The sequence below is a fragment of the Gemmatimonadota bacterium genome (assembly GCA_009841265.1).
In the GTDB taxonomy this organism is placed as follows: Bacteria; JAAXHH01; JAAXHH01; order JAAXHH01; family JAAXHH01; genus JAAXHH01.
The window spans coordinates 85,697-104,989 of record VXMB01000009.1; the positions used below are offsets into that span (position 1 = coordinate 85,697).

The window sequence follows — 19,293 nt, forward strand, 5'->3', positions numbered from 1 at the left end:
TCTTTACACCGACCGGTTGTCCAGCGAGTAGGTTCGGTTTCCATCGCCCCCTAGCTGCCACGTGCCGCGAAACAGGGACTGCCGTTTTGGCGGCATCTGGTCGATGATCTGATGGTCGAGGTTGAGCCGGTGCCACTGCGCCCAGATCGAGTTGTAGCAGTTGAACACGGCGCATCGCCGGTTGTCCGGATTGGTCCAGTCGTTCGCCGCGTGGATGAGGCTCTCGGTGAAGACCAGCATCGATCCTGGCGGACAACTGTAATCTTCCATGGCGGCGTAGAGACTTTCCTCCCAGGGAGATTCGCTGATATTGGGGCGGTACCGGTCCGGACCGCCGTAGTTGAAATGGGCCTTGTGCGAGCCGCTCAGAAAGGAAGTGCCGCCGTACCCCGCCCTGACCTCCTCCAACTCCCAGACCACCCGGGTGAGTCCTGCGAAGATCTTGCCACCCTGCACCTGGTAACGCATGGCGTTGGCCTGCTGGGGAGGACGCACGACGTGGGGCAGGCCCGTACCCTGCACCGTCGATTCCCAGCCGGGTTCCCGCACCATGAGGAAGGAGTTTTCGCAGCGGAATCCGTAGTAGTCGTCCCCCACGAAGGGCGGCTCGGTCAGGATCTCGTTGAGAATGCCCACGACCGCGGGGTGATCCAGCAGATCGGCCAGCCTGCCCTGGAAACCCCTTTTAAAACCGCTGTTCTTGCCCTTGTTGTCCGGCTCAACCGCGGCATACACCTCGGCCTTCATCTCCTCGATCTCGGTCTCCGACAGCACGGAAGGCACGAGGATCCAGCCCTTCAGGTCGAAGAAGAACTTCTGCTCTTCGGTCATGGGGGAGGGGGTGGGGCTGGAAGTGGTGGAATGCTCGACGGCCATTGTCGACGCGTCCCCTTTGTCCGTGTCGGTATCCGTGGCTTGCTCGGTAGACATTTTGACTCCGATCGTTCAGCTTGAAATGCGCCTGAATACGAGTGCTTGAAATAGGATCTGTCGGAATCAGTATCGTGAAGCGATGTCGCCTAACAATTGCCCGCATTTCGTCTGGTTGTCAAGTTCAAATCTACAAACTTTCTTTTATATATGATGGCCTTGTTACGCAGGCCATCTATCGAGAAAACACATAACAATCAACCTATCGCAATTTTACAACAAATCTGTTGACAACAAGCTTGTTGAATACTATTTTAGTCATAGCAACAACAGATTTCAAGGTCACTATCAACCCGATTTCACAGGAGCCATAATGAGATCAGTTACTGGTCCCTGGGTGAGCGGCGACGACTTCTTCGACCGTGAATCCGAACTGGACATACTGGAGCGGCGAATCCGAAATGGTAACCACGTGCTTCTGACAGGCCAGCGCCGCATGGGCAAGACCAGCGTGGCTCGAGAGCTAGGCTGCCGACTCAAGGCCCAAGAGTGGGTGTTCCTCTTCGTAGACGTCGAAGACGCTACCTGTCCGGAAGATGTGATCGCAGACGTCGCAGAGGCTGCAAATCAGGTTAGAACCCTGAAATCCCGGATCACCACCGGGACTCTAAGTCTACTGAACCGACTTTCACACAGAATCAAGGGAATAGGTCCAAGGCAGTTCCGAGTGAGTTTCAGGGCAGAGCTGAATATAGGCAACTGGCGTCGGTTCGGCGAAAAGCTGATTCGCGACTGCGCCGACCACGATCAACCTGTCCTGCTTGTCATTGATGAACTGCCGATCTTCCTGAAACGGATGCTCAGTGACGACGAGGGACATAAAAAGGTAGACGAGTTTCTGAGTTGGCTGCGTGGCGCTCTACAACGACACGACGGAAGTACTCCAGTCCTTATGGTATCCGGCAGTATAGGTCTTGCTCCGCTTGTACGACGGTTGGGAATCCCCGACCGAATCAACTACCTCTATCCGTTTCGGCTCGGTCCCTGGAACCGCGAAATCTGCATCGAATGTTTCGATCGACTCGTTCTGAGTTCTGAAGTCCAGGTAGAAAGTGGAGTTGCCGAGGCGGTGTACGACAAGCTCGGTATGGGTATTCCACATCACGTGCAGTACTTCTTCGCCCGACTTACTGAGCACGCACACATGCACGACAAAGAAGGGGTGGCTGTGTCGGACGTGGATGAAGTCTACCATAGTGTACTGCTGGGGCCGGTGGGCCAGAGCGATCTGGCGCATTACGAAACGCGTCTCGAGGACGGGCTGGCCGACGAATTGGACTATTCCATAGCCAAGGACATCCTGTCAGAGGCTGCCACGCAGGATGTATTCGGCCCCCTAGCTCGGCGAGGTCTAGAGCAAATTTACGCGCCCAGAATCGGTAATGTCGCCGGCCGAATTTCCGAAGTCCTCGGTATCCTCGTTCATGACGGGTATCTCGACACGTGTGACGCTGAATACCGATTTCCCTCGAATCTGCTGAAGGATTGGTGGGCTGCGCGATTTGGTAACCATTACTCACCCATTGAACAGCGCAGCCCCGTCCGAAACGAACAGAGTTTAGGTTTCGCAGTCCGAAACGAGTGAGGAGAGAATCATGGACGCATCTGAGTTCAATGCTCCTACGATACGAAAGTTCAATCCCGGTACCTTCCAGTCTGATAAAGAGGTGGTCCGGCAATTCGTGGTACGGAAACGCGAACTGGGACTCGTACTTGATGTCCTACACGAAAATATCGAAACCCCTTCTTGCCAGCATGTCCTTCTGGTAGCGCCCCGAGGCAGGGGCAAGACCATGTTGTTGGCCCGCGTCGCTGCTGAACTGCGAAACGAAAACGAACTGTCACAGAGCATGCTTCCTGTGCGATTCATGGAAGAAAGCCACGAAGTATTCGACATCGCCGACTTCTGGCTTGAAACGCTTTTCTATCTTTCAAAAGAGATTGTGCGTCCTGATCCAGACCTCGCACGGGAATTACAGGCCGTCCATGCCGATCTGACGGGTCAATGGAGGGATGGATTCCTGGCGGAACGAGCCAGAGCTACGGTGCTGGACGCGTCCGACCGTCTGGGTAAAAAACTCGTGCTCATGATCGAGAACATGCAGACGTTATTCGATGATGTAGACGAAAACTTCGGCTGGCAGTTGCGGGAGACGTTGCAGACCGAGCCCCAGATCATCCTGATTGGCACAGCCACTAGTCGTTTCGAACGTCTGGATGACGTAAGAGAACCCTTCTTCGAACTGTTCCGGATACTTGATCTCAAACCGTTAGACACCGAAGCCTGCCGACGGCTCTGGCAGGTGGTAAGCGGTGATGATTTTCAGGAACGCCGCATCAGACCCCTTCAGATACTGACCGGCGGCAATCCCCGACTGTTGGTCATCATCGCGGAATTCGCCCGCCACCGGTCGTTACACCAGTTGATGGAAGAATTGGTGACGCTCGTCGATGAACATACCGAGTACTTCCGCGGACATTTAGAAGCTTTAGCGCCAACGGAACGTCGGGTCTATCTCGCGGTTATTGACCTCTGGCAACCTTCGACCACTGGCGAGATTGCAGCCAGAGCACGTATGGATGTCCGAAGCGTGTCCAGCCTGCTTGGCAGACTGATTGATCGTGGAGCCGTTACTTACGACGGAACATCCAGGAAACGTGAGTACGCAGCGGCAGAGCGGCTGTACAGCATATACTATAAAATGAGACGTGAACGGGATGAGGCGGCAGTCGTGCACAATCTAATCCATTTTATGGCGGTTTTCTACAGCGAGGACGAACTGACGGAGATGTCAAAAATGTTCAGCGTGGAGGCAACGCGGTTCCAATCAATACGTGAAGGGTTCAAGCGGGCGAGGTTAGATGTACCACAGATTGAACAGTTGTTCAGTCAGTTTACCGATTCAAGTATGGAACCTGTAACATTCAGCCGTAAGCCGACCAGTTCCCAACATATAGAAGCAGAACTGAATGAATTAGCGAAGGCCGCCGAAGACTTAATAAGAAAAGCAGACGACAAAGTCCGAAGCGGAGAACCTGAAGCGGCTACTTCGATATTTGATTCGGTCGTAGATCGGTTCTCAGGTCGAGAATCTCCCAGAATCCAATTTTCGGTTGCCAAAGCTATGGTTCTAAAGGGTATGGTACTAGGCGGGATGGGTAGACTTTCTGAGGCGCTTACAACCTTCAATTTGATCGAAGACCGCTTTCATACAAGCGAAATACCACAGATCGAGTTGTTGCTGGCCGAGTCATTGGTAAATAAAGGATTTGTACAGAGGGAACTCGGCCAACTCAGCGACGCGAATTCTACATTAGAATCTATTACTGTACGGTTCTCAGACTCTGACACGCCTAAGATCCGGAAAATAGTCGCTGACGCGCTAATCCTCAAAGCGAATGTACAAGTTGAACTAGACCATTCTTTGGCAGCTATCGGCACATTTGATGAGATTGTAGAACGTTATGATTCGAACAAAGATGCAAAGCTGATAATCCCAACTGCCAGAGCATTAGTCGAAAAAGGAATGATTTACTTTAAGCTAGGTGATTTAGAAAAAGCGGTAGAGGCATTCGAAGACGCTATCGTGCGATTCGATCCGCTCTCAGATATGAATGTCCGGGAATGGGTCGCGAGAGCATTGTTTAGCAAGGCGATGACACAACGTGAACTTGATACAAAGTCGGCGATTGTGACTTACGATGAGTTTGTAGAACGCTTTGGTGCTTTTGATGAATTGCCACTGAAGAATATGGTAGTCGACGTGTTATTCTACAAAGCAGAGACGCTGTATGAAGTAGGCAATGTAGAGGCTTCAGTTAGAACCTACGATGAGTTTATTGCCTTGGTCGACAATGACCACAGATTGAACCGTCAGGTACAGGTCGCCACTGCGATGATCAACCGGGGAGTTGCTCAATGGAATCTTGATAACCTGACTGAGTCAATCTCAAGTTACGATCTGGTAATAGAACGATTTGGATCCAGTGAATTGGCGGAACTTCAGGAGGTTGTCGTTAAGTCCTTTCTGAATAAAGGAATGGTGCAAGGACAAAACGGGCGCTCTGAAACGGAGATCGCAACGTATGATGAAGTGATAGACCGCTTTGGAAGTAACAACGATTCCCGAGTTCAGTTATGGATTGCCAAGACATTGATCAATAAAGGTGTCGCGCTGCGAAACCACAGTGACTACGCAGGATCCATAGAAACCTATGATCGTATTGTAGATTGTTTCGGGGATAACAGAACGGTGGAGTTTCAACAAGTCGTGTTGATGGCGATGCTAAACAAAGCGGTTTACCAACTTGAACTTGATAATCAATCGGAGAGTATGACGACCTATAACGCGGTAATTGAACGCGCGGGTGCTTTTGAAGGCCCATGGTTCAAGGGAATAGTCGCCAAAGCATGGGTCAGCCTGGCATATATCCATATCAGAAACGGAAGTGCGGAAGAAGCACAGTGTGCTTACGAAGCGATTCAAGAATCATTGGACAATCTGGAAACTGACGTGGCCAAGGAAACAAGACGGCAACTGCATTGGATCAGAATAAGTGTAATGTTGATTCAAAAGGACCATACCGCTGCTATGAAATTGTTCCACTCTTTGTATGCTTCCGCCGACCTTGACGACCAAGCTAAGTTGCATGAGATGATCTGGAGTGTCGTGCAATTAATCACGACTGGAGCTTCTGAGACTGATGTGCTGGATATCTTGTTAAGTGACGAAAAGAAGGCTGAAGTGCTTAGTCCTCTCGTTGTAGCTTTGCAAAAACGAAAAGGGTTGGACGCACGTGTTGCGGCTGAGGTGAATGAAGTTGCCGAGGATATCCTGCGTGCGATTGAAGACGCTCGCGTATACTATACGGACCGAGATCCAAGGTAGCCATCTTGAATTACCTCAACAGCAAACCCCCTTAGGAAATCAGGTTCAAGATGGGTTCCGTTGTTTCCCCGAATCTGGACGCTGCACATTACCGTCTATCATCTGATCCGGCAGGTTTCGGTCTTTTATATAAGCCACGTCCTGTTGCAGCTCCTTGATGTCCACGCGTATCTCGGAGATCTCCTCGCGCATTGCGGTGAACCCCTCGTGCATCTCCAGGCGCAGGTCCCTGATATCCTCGCTTAACCCGTCGGTCAACCATCCGCTTGCCGTGTATAGCGTCACGCCAATCGCGCATACAGCCGTTACGGCGTTCCAGTTAATCTGTATCCCCATGGACAGTCTCCCTGTCGCATCATTCGACAGGCGGGTCTGGTTACCGATTTTCGCGTTTGAGCATTTTGATTTCATCAAGAAGGTTTGCGATTCTGACGAAATGGAACTCCGTAGGACGAGCATGCATAGAGTTCGGTCTTTGTAACGCATCCCCTGACATCTCCGAACCTCCACACCAACATTTCAGTTCAGTCGCAGTCAATCTCAGTTTTCTCGTAAAAAAAAGAAAACATACTCCTTGAACGGACAATGCACAGAAGTGTGAATCGCTTTACTTACCCTTCCGGCCACCTGGCAGGCTGCAGAAATGACAACAGCTGCCGTCACATTCGCCCACCAACACTCCGCTCCAACTGTTCCTTCCTCCTCCGCCAGTCCGGCATAATTCCATCCAGCAACACATAGAATCGAGATCCGTGATGAGGCTCGGCGATGTGGCAAAGTTCGTGGGTGATCACGTAGTCGATCCCATTGACGGCCGCCTCGATCAACCGACGATTTAGAACCAGCCGCGAAGAGGCCGACAGGGATCCCCAACGGCGACGCATGGTGCGGATGATCAGTCCCCGAGGTCGGAATGATTCCGGATCCGCGAACCGCAGCAGGTTGACTTCGATCCTTTCGGTGAACTTGACCCGCGCCCGGTCCCGGTACCATTTTTCAACGAGGCTACGGGTCAACTCGCTACGACCGGGTTCGCGGCTTCGCACAACGATGAAGCCCCGGATCGACTTGACGCCGGGTTTCTCGCAAGCAATCACCTTGAGTCGGTATTGTCTGCCGAGGTAGAGATGCGTTTCTCCAGAGATGAAGCGTCGTTCGGGCATCCTCGGTAGAAACTGTGAGAAGAACCGCTGTTGACGGCGCACCCAGGCCGCGCGTCTGCGAACTTTTTCGGAGATGACCTTTATCGACGCGTCACGAGGTGCAGCGACGACGACAGTAGTGTCTGGTTCGACGCCAATCTCCAGCGTCTTCCGTTCACGGCGCACAACGGAGAACGTTATGCGATGCTCGCCGTATTGAATCCAGTACCGTTCCATCGTCAATCCGGAAACCTCGCTCTGGCCAGATTCATGACCTTGTTTTCGAGATCATTCAACTGCGCGTCCGTAAGGATGAGCCCCTTCTGCTCCCGAAGCACGTCATAGTAGTAGTCGTCAATGGCGTTACGCATCTCGTTCTGTGCGATCTCGTTTGACCATACGTCGACTATGTGGTGCTTCTTGATGATCTCGATGATGTCGAGAGCAGCATTGGCAATCTCCAACTCGTCGAGGGTTTTGGCGTCAGCCTGGCCATTCGCTTCCGCAAGCGATTCTCCAAGTACGCCATAGAAAGCCTCGCCGTCATCGTTGCCCCTGACCGGTTCGGGCATCTCTTGGCCGCGGTCTTCCTTGCGCGACACCTTCCCGGCGAGATCCAGAACTTGCTGCAGGTATACCCGCTCGGAAATCCGGCGCTCCCGGTAATCACGGATCGTCTCCTCTAATAGTACCGAAAATCGCCGGTAGAAGGTGGGGTCTTCATCCATTTTCTCCGTGACGGTGCGGCGCGTAGCGCTGGCAATTCGGTCGGCCTTGGACGCTTCGGTAACTCCCGACTCTTCGGCGATAGCCTTCAGCGCGTCGGGGTTGTTGATGTTGACGGGCTCGATGACGGTCTCCGCGGGCATGGCGACCACATGATCGTCGAGGAGCTTTCTGATCTGCGGCTCGAATTCCCTGACGTCGATCGTCTCCTGAAAGCGTAGGCGGACCGAGCGCCGGAGTTCGGAGAATGTCAACCAGTCGCGTTTCATCTCGTCGATCTTCGCATCGTCGTACACGGCGTGGATCTTTTCAAAGGACAAGGATACCCGCAGGCACCGGCCGAATACTCTCAGCCTTTCGTAGAAGTCCTGGCGCTTGGCCTCGTCGGCCAGGAACTGCTCAAACTCTTCCATATCCCTTTTGTTCCGGATGGATTTAAACACATCCCAAAGGCGTTCGTGCAAGTGCTGAAGCCTATCGATCTCTTCCTTGACGTTTGCCATCGTGCCGGTTAAGTCGGATGATTCGAAGCCCTCGAGGGCGCTATAGGCGTTTAGCGCACCGTCCAACTCTCCGAGCAGACCTTCGTAGTCGATGATGAATCCGTGCTCCTTCTCGATGCCGTCCTCCTCGAAGAGCCGGTTCACGCGCATGATCGCCTGCAGAAGGTTGTGCTCTCGGATCGAGCGGCAGAGGTACAGCACCGTGTTCCGAGGTGCGTCGAAGCCGGTCAGGAGCTTTGAGACGACAATGAGGATCTCCGGATGCTCCGAGTGCTTGAACGCGTCGATGATCTGACGGTTGTATTCGCCCTCCGTCCCGTACCGGTCCATCATGCGCTCCCAGAACGCGCCGACCACGCTCTTGGAGTCGTGATCCACGTCCTCGTTGCCCTCGTGGTCGTCGGGAGGCGAGATGACGATCTCGCTAGTCACATGGCCGATCTCGTCGAGGATCTCCTTGTACCGGCACGCAGCTGCCTTTGATGGTGCGACGAGTTGCGCCTTGAACCCACTGCCCTGCCAGTGTTGCCGGTAATGTTCGGAGATGTCGAACGCCCTGGCGTGTATCGCCTGTTCGGTGCGTGCCAGCGCGTTCAAGCGGGAGTACTTCTGCTTCAGATCCGCCCGCTGTTGCTCGCTCAGGCCTTCGCTCAGTTTGTCGAACCAGGAGTCGATGGTTTCTGGGTTGATTTGCTGTTCGACGATCCTTCCTTCGTAAAGCAGGGAGACGACCGCCTCGTCCCGGACCGCTTGGTCGATCGCGTATCTGTGTATCAGTCCTCCGAAGGTGGTCAGGGTGTTCTTCTCCCTCTGCAGAAGAGGCGTTCCCGTGAAACCAAGGTAACAGGCCTTTCCAAGAATACGTCGCATCTTGCCGGCCAACTGTCCGAACCCACCGTGCGATCCCGTCTGCGTACGGTGGCTTTCGTCTACCAGTACGAATACGTTGGGATCCTCATCGATCACCTGGCCGACGCGCGAAGCCGTGTCGAACTTGTTGATGATTGTCGTAACCAGCGGCGTCTTGTTCTGAATCAGGGAGATCAGGTGTGTGCCGGTCGTGGCCCGAACGGGTTCCATTTCGCACGACTTGAAGGTGTCCTTGATCTGCCGGTCTAGATCGTCACGGTCCGTAACAATGACAATGCGCGGGTTGGAGATCGTCTCTTCCAGGGCCAGCGCTTTGCCCAACATGACCATGGTAAGCGACTTACCGGTCCCGGGCGTGTGCCATATCACACCGCCCCTGCGGACATCCTGCAAATCGAACTGCCTGACCCGTTCCACGGCTCTGCGCACGGCAAAGTACTGCTGGTGCCTGGCTATCTTACGTTCACCGCCATCGAACACGGTGAAACGCCGCACAAGGTCCAGCAGGCGCTCGCGTCGGCACAGGGCGTAAAGCGCTTCGTCCTGCTCGGTGACCTGCCGTCCTTCTCCGGCGATAGCAGCCTCGTAGTGCGACCGCGCAGAGGCGAGATTGCCCGAGTAGACCGCTTCGGCTTCGGCCACAGCCAGGGGTCGATCGACGAGATCTCGAAGGGGATCCCGGGGCGGATACTCCGCCTGTTCGTCCGGATCGAACACTACATCCGGTGGCAGTATTTCAGTATCCTCCAATTCGTTCTGCAGGGTAGCATGCGATCCCTCAACGGTAGTCTCCTCCTCCCGCCAGGTCTGCCAGAACCTACTCTGCGTGCCCACCGTCGCATAACGGGCCTCCCGTCGGTTCATGGACAACAGAAGCTGCGCGAAGTGGAACAGGTGTGGAATCTCGTCTTCTCTCTGGTATCCGATCAACTGGCTGTCGGCCTTCTTCAGACGCTCCGTCGGCCGCTTGTTCTCGATTACGATGAAGGGGATCCCGTTGACGAAGGCGACGATATCGCATCGGCGGGTCCTGGTACTGCTGGTCCGCTCCACCGTCATTTCAGCCGTCACGTGATAGGTGTTGTTGTCCGGATTCTCCCAGTCGACGTAGCGGAAGGAATAGGATTTCGAATCGCCGTCGATGGTCTTGGTGATCGTCGTGCCGAGTACCAGCGTATCGTATACGTCCTGATTGGTTCCGCGCAGCCCCTTGAGCCGGTCCGGCGTCGGTTTCAGTCGTCGCATCGCCTCGTGGGCATCTTCGAGATTGAAGGGATACTCCTTGCCCCGGTGGGTAAAGCGGTTGAGCTTCAGAAGTTGATCAGCCAGTACGTCATCGAGCGTGACGTTGCGCAACCTGTCTCCGCGTAACCGCAACGCTTCTTCTGGAGAAAGTGGCGTAAAACCCATCGCAACCAGAAGATGCAGGGCCGGTATCTGGGACTGGTGTTTTTCAGTGGCGTCAAAGATCATGGGGGAGTCAACAGTTGGGGTGTCGTACGACCTACTAGCAGTTTGAAAACCGAGACAATCGGTTCTAAGTTCTTATGCTAGCATCGAGCTACTTGATATACAGAATATCGTGTGTAACCATGGAAGGAATCCTGTCGTAGCAGCGACTATGAAAGATCTACCGTCGCATGTGATCAGTCTTATAATCGTATCCTTCGTCCCATTCGAGTTTGCCGAACAGATCAAGAATCCGTTTTTGCTCTCGACGTGTAATGAATTCCCGCAAGGCCTTTTCGAGAGTCGTGTCTTCGTCTGCCCACCACTGACGCGCATCGCCTGTTCGAGAAGATCGGGGTCTACTAATAGATATATCAACATACCACTATTCCTTGAAGAGATCGTTACTAGAACTGTCCGTACGCTCGCAGTTATAAAGGCCTGCTGGCGGTGTTTTCCATTTTCCTTTGGGTGGTTTGTCGCGAAAGTCTTGGCTTGGACGTTTTATCAGTTTTAGAGGATCGATTTCGGCAAATGCTATCGAAGCCTGCGGTTGTCCGTGCAGGTGGAATACTTCTCGCTCATAAGGTTTCTTGAACGGCATAAAGAAACTACTTCCGCCAAACTGACCGTTGTTTACCAGGATAAATCCTTGGAACATGTGGTAATGAATCGCTTCAGCCATTCGGTCGAACGTGCCAACATCTTTGTTTAGCGCACAGATGATATAAAGGTCGCTTCTCGTACGGAGATCCGCGGCAAGCGCTAGGTCGGTCGCATCGTAGCAGATTGAGGCTGTCAGACGAAGTGGTTGTTCTTCTTCGGCCTCTTTCTGCCAATGGTAGTTGATCAGCCATTGCGCAGGCCTAAATCCCACTGGTTTAGGATTTAGGTTACGTTCAGCCTCCGTAATATGTGCTTTTCCCTGTTCGATTCGTTTGATTTGGAGTCCATCTGATCTGCTCTTGTCAGGAATTAACCAGAGAGCACTGTTTATTATCGGAGAACCTGGATGTTGTTCTCTGTGGTGATAAACTTGACCTAATAACACAATACACCGGTACTGCTGCACAAATGGCCGTAGATACGTATCTATATCTTGAGGATGAATGGAAAGTTCGGGGAACACAAGAAGGTTGATGCCCCTTTCATTAGGGCTGCTTATATGTGACTCGCGTACACGTAACTGTTGGTAGACACCTGCCATTATCGCAGATAGATGTTTCCGGCACTCGGACCGTATCTCATGCGCACAGAGTTCCGGTTTATCGCTGTGCAGGTTGTAATGTTCGAAACTGGGAACCACAGACTGAACGATCCCTATGCGGAGGGCGCGATCGCGTCTAATTTCATGGGGACGGTGTGGCAATGGTGCTGACTGTTCCAGAATCGTTGTGGATGTATACTGGCCCCTTTTTTTCCTGATGTGTTCCAGTTGGGATGACACTGTACTAAGTAGTTCGTGGACCGGGACGATATCGTGTCCCACCCCCGCCCCTGGCCAGCGCAACAGATCGAAGAGCAGATTCTCTGTGAACTGCGAGATTGGTAGCCAATCTGGACCAAACGCATCTCGTCCTTGATAGCCGGCATATCTTTGCTGTTCCCAGTGCGAGACTGGCTTGGTATATCTCGGATAGCTTCTGCTGCGAGTTTTAGATATATTGAAAAGAAATTCGTTCGAACCTCGAAGAGCGTAACGAAGAAGGAGTCCTGTATTGAATCGTTGGCGATCTTCTGTGTTTACACACCAATCGGGTGAATTGAAGAACGGAGTCATATATTCAATGATCGACTTATGTTCAATCGAATCATCTTCAATCTTACCGAATTCATAGCCTTTAGGTTTTGGATGCTTCAGAGAGAACCAAATACCGGCAGGAACTAACGGCTCAGCGAATATAGTCGAATCTTGACCGAGTAGGTATTCCGCCAGTAACAGGAGATTCTCCTCCTCATGAAAAGGGTTTTCAGCATCGGGGGAGAGATCGGATAATGTCTGCTTCTTCGGAGATTCTCCATCAAGTGGGATTATAGACTGACCGTTGTTTTCAGACGGTTCGAGCCCAAGGTGAATGGCAAGTCGTCTAACATCTTTCCCTGATCCATGGCTGGCTGTTGTCCAGAGCTTCTTCGCGACCGAGGGTGAAATCGAATTCACTTTCAACAGATAATCTCGAGAAACCCGACTGGTAGACACAAGTTTATCAGGTTCTTGGATTCCAAATGCCGTGATAGTCTCTACCAGGAATATCGAACGCTGCTCTAGGTCGTAGGAAACACTGCTGCGAATGAACTTGAGAAGTCTCCAATAGTCGCTTAGTAAGACTCCCCCTTTTCGGGTATCTGTTGTGGGCACGGTCTCTGGAATTTGATTTCTTGTAGCGAGATAGAGAAATACCTGCTGCATTAAATACCAAGGAAATCGTGTACCGGACCTAGATTTCGTAATGAATGCAGAGACTATAGACTTTGCTTCTCTGACAAGCCTTTCATGGTATTTCTCAATGGAAACCTCGCTTGGCAGAGAATCAACTTCTACATCTGGGACCATACCGGTTTCCGTCGCTCCTACTCGAAAGAGTTCCGCAAGGCAATAAAGCATGATCTCCCGTCTCGACCCTCGAGTTTCTGGCGATTTCCAGCCTTGTCGGAGCAATTGTAGTACTTTATCCAAGAACTGGTGACTTGGATAGAAATCAAGAGCAATACGAAGTAAGCGTACATGCCCTGGATTCCTTATCCACTCACCAATGAGTAGAGATGAAAAGGCTTTCCCCCTTTCATCCAATTGAGATTTCGTAAGTGCAAAGTTCGGGACAGATTCCGTGGTATCCTGGTCTTCATCCATGGATTCAGGAATTTCCTCATCCGGTAAAAGCGGCCGCAGGGAGCGAAACGTGCGTCTCATCCTCCCGGCGGCGAAGCGCGCTACCGTTTCATCCGGCATGTCGGGAACCCCGTCCAGAGTTTCATCGAGTTTACCTATTTCCGAAGTAGCGTAGTGCTGCTGTCTGTAGAAGAAGCTTTCTATGGCACCGATTAATTCGGTTCCGAGGGTTGCGTCAAATACACCGGAAGCCCGTTTCTGAATCCGCGCAGCTTCTTGCGATTGTTTAACGAGCAGACGATTTTCTCTGGTCTCGATTGTTGCGGTAGTCTTTTCATCGTCCGGAATTTCAAGACCGTGTGCCTCCGAAGAAAGAAGATCATTCATCGTCCTGATTACGTGTTGTCGTACATCTTCTTCGTTAATTGACAAACTCGTAGGAAAACTCATGACCAGTCGAAAATCGTCCACGTAGTAACAGATATCTTCCAGATACAATTGTTCCAATTCAGTTACATCACCTAGTTTCTGTTGAACGAGTTTCTTTTTAAGTATTTGATCCAAATCGATAAGTGCGATGTTCGCGAAGAACCCACTGGCCACGAGTCCCTGCGGAAGAACCACCTCCATAAATCCATCATCGATGTCATTCGCTTCGGCATACCTTAGTGCTCTGTCTCGATCCGAGAAATGCCAGCGCCAATTCAAAACACGTTCAGCAAGATCGAAGAAAGAACTTTCATCCGATGATTCTTGAAACTCTCGTAGTTTTGGGTGCAACATTGAGGGACGCACCCGATCATAGAATTTCGATAAATCGGATTGAACTACCGCGACATCCAAGTCCTTGTTTTCACGCGACTTCAATTCGTTCTTTACGTGCCTTGGTCGCTCCAGAAACTTCCTATAGTCTTGGAAATAGCCGCGGTACAGTTTAGAACTTCCCCAGCGGTTCCTCAGGTTGGATTCCCCGACTTTATCGCAAAGTAGCCTGTGGCCGTACGCGAGGATCTTTTTTCGATTATTGCCCCTTGTCACGTCCAGACGGGGGTCACCAAGCCTAGTCTCAACTCGGTCCGCAAGGCAGAGCAAAATAGCAGTCGCCACAACCTGATCTCCCAGATCAACGTGCGCAAGTGGACGGATGTAGTCCTTTTTCCTCTGATCCTTCTGACTCATAGGATTTGATTTTGACCTTATCTTCTTTACCCTTTCCGGTCTCCATCTTTCGTTCTCGTCGATCTCCCATCGTTGGTTCTTTGGAGCGGGTACGAACCTCAAGGGTCGAGGTTCCCACTGATCTGGCTTCTGCAGACGAGCCTGTACTTCACCTAGGAACGAGGATACGCGCAATGATTGCATATCGATCCCAAGAGTATCGGCGTACCAGCTATGAGACCGCAGATAGGAAGATGTTTTCTTCCAAGCCTGCATCAGGACACATTCCATTCCGAGGTCCCTGAGGGTTGGTCTTAAAGTCTGTTGCATGCCACTTGCCCTTAAAGGTGCGCTAGCGACTAGAATGGTTTAGCACTCTCAATTGGCTTATTGTGTTTTATCCCTTAGGACCGAATTGAGATCAGCTTGCCTATGTCACAATAACCGCTGAATACGGCTTTCTAAATTCCGATCGATTGCGCTGAGAAAGACGGTAGTGTTTTGCCGTGGTTTCTAAGCAACCAGTCTGTCGGCTTTCCACGGTCAAATCGCTATATTGCCTCCTTAAGGTAATAACTTCGTAACAGCGGATATTTGATGTAATATCGAACTATTACTTTCCAATCTGCTGGTACGATAGGACATTCGTTGACATAGATCGACTGGTACCGCACCCGTTTAAAAACGAATCAAGAATTGAGATTGCGTTCGCACTACCACCTAAGTCGCTTACTATATGTATATCGCGATGGCTCAAATTTACCATAATGCGCGAACTCGATCATTCTGACACATCCAAATACGATTTCGTGCAAGAATTCCACACTTACCAAGGGCATCTTAAAACTTCGTTGTTCTTCGATTAGGAAGTATCTCCAGTCGAACGAACCAATGTAATCATCACCTATCTTGTTTGGGTCGCCATCCAGATTTGTAAGGAAGTCCTGCAAAGTCTTAAACGGAAACGTCTTCCCCACAAATGCCTTGTAATCGGAATAGTACTCACGCAACGTTTCTTTGTCTTCCGATTCGAACAAATCGAACAGGATAGTCAACGAGTGTTTACGTGGTACTTTTTTTTGCCACGTACATACAAAAGTGCCTTGAACGACTCTTCAACGAGGAAATAACCAGCGACAACGTAACCCCAAGCCTGCGCCACCTCATGACTAGGTAGTAAATCAGGAGTCACAGGGCATTTCTTGTACTTTTCTTGCTCTTTCTCCAAAGCTGTATCTAACCCAGTCATCATCCAGATCGGATCTTTGAAGCCTACAATCTGTTTTGTTGCCACGATAGAACTCCCTTTATCGTTCGTACCCATCATCCATCATTACCTGCTATTGTTCCCATTTAGCAATATCTGAATTAGTCCGCGTTTTTGATTCTTCAGAGCACGTACCTCTTTATCCACACACTTAATTTCATCCTTAAAAGCGTCGAGTAAGTCAGCCTGCTTTTCCTGAAGTTTAATAGGTGGCAAGAAGATTCTGATTTTCGAAAATGCGGGGAATTTCAAATTCCATGTATCACTCGTTAGGCCCTGTGAATACCGTTGGAAATCGAATACCATTCGACGGGCTTTAAACAGATGGGAAGCATAGCGTGCTATAATCTTACTCTGATCGGGTGTGACGACAGTATAAGCAGGGCTGACGATTCCACGAAGTGCTGAAAGACCTGATACTCCCTGCCACATTCGCATAGTGTTATATCCGAGATCACCCCGCAAAATCAGTTTGTACCGTGACTTATCTTTGGTAGAAGTGTCTTTCCGGTCGACCTCGTTACGGTCAATAACTCCTTCAGACATAGTGATGCTTAATAACGTATCCCAACTATTACCTGTTTGAATGCGCTCACGGAACAGATCACCCAACTCTACCTCAAGCCAAGTTCTAGGGTGCCCCGGAGAGGAAGGATGGCAGGGATCAAAAAAACCTTGGCTGACTAATCTGTATTGTACTGTCTTGGCCTGCCTCAATGCCTCCAACTTCTCAGTCGCCTCATCCCACGTTCGCAGTATTTCCCCAATCTTACGTTGCTCGGAAACTGGCGGTAGAAACACCGAGACCCTGGCGAGCTCCGCCTCGTGGATGTGAACAACAGAGTGCCCCTTGCCCAACCTCGACTTCTGCCTGACCGCGTCATCCGCATTCAGCGCATGGGCCAGGAAGGTCGGATCTTGTCCATGTCCGCGTAGGATAATCGTATCTCCTCCTGCAACCGCGGTACCATTCCCCAACCATGCGACGGACTTGCCGATTTCCCCGGCGGTTTCTCCCGAAGACGCGAAGATGATGTCGCCGTGGTGCAACTGCGTCGCTCTTCTTGCCGTATCCTCGGATACGAACGAGGTAAGTTCGTCGGTCACGTCGCCGTAGGTCGTGTAGAGATCGCCGTACCTCAGACAGGGAATTCCAGATTGAACCAGATCAGCTCTGGTTATGCCGCGTCCCTTGATGAACTTGCCCAGGTCTGACAGGCAAATCCTACCTTCTCGATGTATTGGAACCTTTTCCATATTCGACCTTAAGTTTCCCTTCGATTTGCGCTGTCAGGTAATCCTTTACATCTGCCTCGATCCGAACTTGTAAGCATCTCCGACCGAGTTGCTCATTCGGTTACTTCGCCCTCAGACCTCAACACCAAGCTCCTTGAGATATTGCTTCATCCGCTTGCGCACTTCGACCAGTTCGGCTTCGATCTGGTCGATCTCCTTCTGGACAGCGGCTACGTCGATCTCTTCCTCCGGCTCGAAGGTATCGACGTAGCGGGGGATATTGAGATTAAAATCGTTTTCGACAATTTCCTCCGGACTGGCCACGTGGGCATATTTCTCGGTTTCGGTCCGCGTCCGGAACGTCTCCAAGACCCTTTCGAGATGTCCTTCATCCATGACGTTCTGCGTCTTGCCCGGGATGAATTCCTTGCTGGCGTCTATGAACAGCACGTCCTTCCGGTCTTTGTTTTTTCCGCCCTCCTCACGCGACCGGTCGAAGACCAGGATGGCCACGGGAATGCCCGTCGTGGTGAAGAGGTTCGCGGGCAGGCTGACCACGGCGTCGAGCAGGTTTCCTTCGATCAGCGCCCGGCGGATCCGGCCTTCGGCGCCGCCCCGGAACAGCACGCCGTGCGGAACGATCACTGTGACACGGCCGCTGCCCCGCTTGGCGATCTCGATCATGTGCGTGATGAAGCCGAAGTCAGCCTTCGACTTGGGCGGCACGCCGCGCCAGTACCGGGCGAAGGGATCGTTCGGCGCATTCTCCGCACCCCATTTGTCCAGCGAGAAGGGGGGATTGGCCACCACTACGTCGAACTTCATCAGGTGATCTCCCTCGACGAGGGCCGGGCTGTTGAGCGTGTCGCACCATTCGATGCGCGCGGCGTCCTTCTCGTGCAGGAACATGTTCATCCGTGCCAGGGCCCAGGTCGCCCCGTTGACTTCCTGACCGAAGAGGGCGTAGTTGCCCGAATCGACTTCGTTGGCTGCGCGGATCAGCAGCGAACCAGAACCGCAGGCCGGGTCGCATATCGTGTTGCCGGGTTTCGGGGCAGCAAGACCGGCGAGCAGCCGGGATATAGCGGCCGGCGTGTAGAATTCGCCGGCCTTCTTGCCGGCGTCTGAAGCGAAGCGCGATATGAGGTAGAGGTAACACTCCCCTATTACGTCTTCGGACACCTTCGACGGGCGCAGATCGAGAGCCGGATTGGCGAAATCCTCGAGGAGGTTGACGAGGCGCCGATTACGGTCCTTCACCTGACCGAGGTTGGCTTCCGAGTTGAAGTCGATGTTGCGGAAAACGCCTTCGAGCTTCGAACGATTCGCGTCCTCGATCTTCTCCAGGGCGATGTTAATCAACTCGCCGATATTCGCTTCTCCGCGCCGTTCATACAAATCGTAGAAACTTGCGCCGTCGGGCAGGACGAAACGCTCGCGTTCCAGTCTGCGACGGATCCTAACCTCGTCGTCCCCGTATCGCTGGCGGTAGCTTTCCACATGGTCGTTCCACAGGTCCGAGATGTACTTGAGGAACAGCGTCACGAGGATGTAGTCCTTGTATTGACCGGCATCGACGACGCCCCGAAAGGTGTCACAGGCGGCCCAGGCGGTCTGGTTGACCCGCTGCTGCATGGTCTGGTTTGTCATTTTTTCTACCTTTCCTCAATCAAGCCTGATTCGTTATCTGCTATCTGATCTCCAATACATCCTTTGAGAAGCAATCGGTTTAAGTCTCTTCGCCTGTCCGCAGCGAGTACGGTCAACGCGTGTTCGCGTTCTGCCAGACCGTCCAGGGTCGTAATCTTGCGTTGCAATTCAAGCGAAGGGATTTTGATTTCCAGACTCTCGACGCTGGACCGCGACACCATGCGTATGGTCGTCTTCAAAGCGACACGATCGAAGTATCGCTGGGATGGGGTTAGGTTGATGATCCATGCAAGGTATTCGGGTTGGATGAGGTCTGTTATAGGGCGCAAGACGTAAAGCGGTAACACGGCCACGGCCCTTTCGGTGAATCGTCCATCGAGCGCTACAGCTATATTCCTATCACCCCTGGATCGAAACAGCACGTCGCCTTGACCGACTAAGAATCTGTCCGTTTGACCTTTGAATTCGACACGGGTCAATCTTGCGGGCGCTATCTTGCCGTTTTGCGGAAAGTCGCCCAGTTGTATTGCCAGCGAACCGCTATGTGTTGCAGGTTGAAGGCGGCCACGGGCTGTGTACCCGCTATGGACGGAACAAATATCGCCAACGCGCTTATGTAATAAATGATATTTCATGAATACAG

General features: G+C 52.0%; 11 protein-coding genes and 1 pseudogene. 2 read left to right on the plus strand and 10 right to left on the minus strand.

The window, feature by feature from the left end; translation table 11 throughout:
- Window positions 1-3: 3 nt before the first annotated feature.
- Window positions 4-930 carry a phytanoyl-CoA dioxygenase family protein gene (locus tag F4X08_05395; GenBank protein ID MYD25228.1) on the minus strand — a complete coding sequence of 309 codons (927 nt, stop codon included), beginning with the start codon at window positions 928-930 and terminating at the stop codon, window positions 4-6.
- Between the two features lie 313 nt (window positions 931-1,243).
- On the opposite strand from F4X08_05395, the gene F4X08_05400 reads away from it, so the two are divergent.
- Window positions 1,244-2,515 carry an AAA family ATPase gene (locus F4X08_05400; GenBank protein ID MYD25229.1) on the plus strand — a complete coding sequence of 424 codons (1,272 nt, stop codon included), beginning with the start codon at window positions 1,244-1,246 and terminating at the stop codon, window positions 2,513-2,515.
- Between the two features lie 10 nt (window positions 2,516-2,525).
- Entirely contained in the window at window positions 2,526-5,819 is a 3,294-nt protein-coding gene (locus tag F4X08_05405; protein MYD25230.1) for a tetratricopeptide repeat protein, read from the plus strand.
- A 45-nt stretch (window positions 5,820-5,864) separates the two neighbouring features.
- Here F4X08_05405 and F4X08_05410 read toward each other — a convergent pair whose 3' ends face one another.
- The 9 genes and pseudogenes from F4X08_05410 to F4X08_05450 form a co-directional block, all read right to left on the minus strand.
- Window positions 5,865-6,155, minus strand: a complete 291-nt coding sequence (locus F4X08_05410; GenBank protein MYD25231.1) for a hypothetical protein — start codon at window positions 6,153-6,155, stop codon at window positions 5,865-5,867.
- A 323-nt stretch (window positions 6,156-6,478) separates the two neighbouring features.
- Complete coding sequence (locus F4X08_05415) at window positions 6,479-7,204, minus strand: M48 family metallopeptidase (protein ID MYD25232.1); 726 nt, start codon at window positions 7,202-7,204, stop codon at window positions 6,479-6,481.
- A complete protein-coding gene (locus tag F4X08_05420) occupies window positions 7,201-10,533 on the minus strand; it encodes a type I restriction endonuclease subunit R (GenBank protein MYD25233.1) in 3,333 nt (1,110 codons plus the stop codon). The genes F4X08_05415 and F4X08_05420 overlap by 4 nt, the downstream gene beginning before the upstream one ends.
- A gap of 157 nt (window positions 10,534-10,690) precedes the next feature.
- Window positions 10,691-10,890: pseudogene (locus F4X08_05425) on the minus strand (type II toxin-antitoxin system VapB family antitoxin).
- A 4-nt stretch (window positions 10,891-10,894) separates the two neighbouring features.
- Window positions 10,895-14,827 (minus strand): RNA-directed DNA polymerase, encoded by a 3,933-nt coding sequence (locus F4X08_05430; protein ID MYD25234.1) that lies wholly within the window; start codon window positions 14,825-14,827, stop codon window positions 10,895-10,897.
- 721 nt (window positions 14,828-15,548) lie between these two features.
- The gene (locus F4X08_05435; GenBank protein ID MYD25235.1) at window positions 15,549-15,791 is read right to left on the minus strand and encodes a hypothetical protein; all 243 of its coding nucleotides are present in this window, start codon (window positions 15,789-15,791) and stop codon (window positions 15,549-15,551) included.
- A gap of 39 nt (window positions 15,792-15,830) precedes the next feature.
- A complete protein-coding gene (locus F4X08_05440) occupies window positions 15,831-17,021 on the minus strand; it encodes a restriction endonuclease subunit S (GenBank protein ID MYD25236.1) in 1,191 nt (396 codons plus the stop codon).
- Window positions 17,022-17,132: 111 nt separating this feature from the next.
- Window positions 17,133-18,650, minus strand: a complete 1,518-nt coding sequence (locus F4X08_05445) for a type I restriction-modification system subunit M (protein ID MYD25237.1) — start codon at window positions 18,648-18,650, stop codon at window positions 17,133-17,135.
- A gap of 5 nt (window positions 18,651-18,655) precedes the next feature.
- The gene (locus F4X08_05450) at window positions 18,656-19,285 is read right to left on the minus strand and encodes a restriction endonuclease subunit S (GenBank protein MYD25238.1); all 630 of its coding nucleotides are present in this window, start codon (window positions 19,283-19,285) and stop codon (window positions 18,656-18,658) included.
- Window positions 19,286-19,293: the final 8 nt, after the last annotated feature.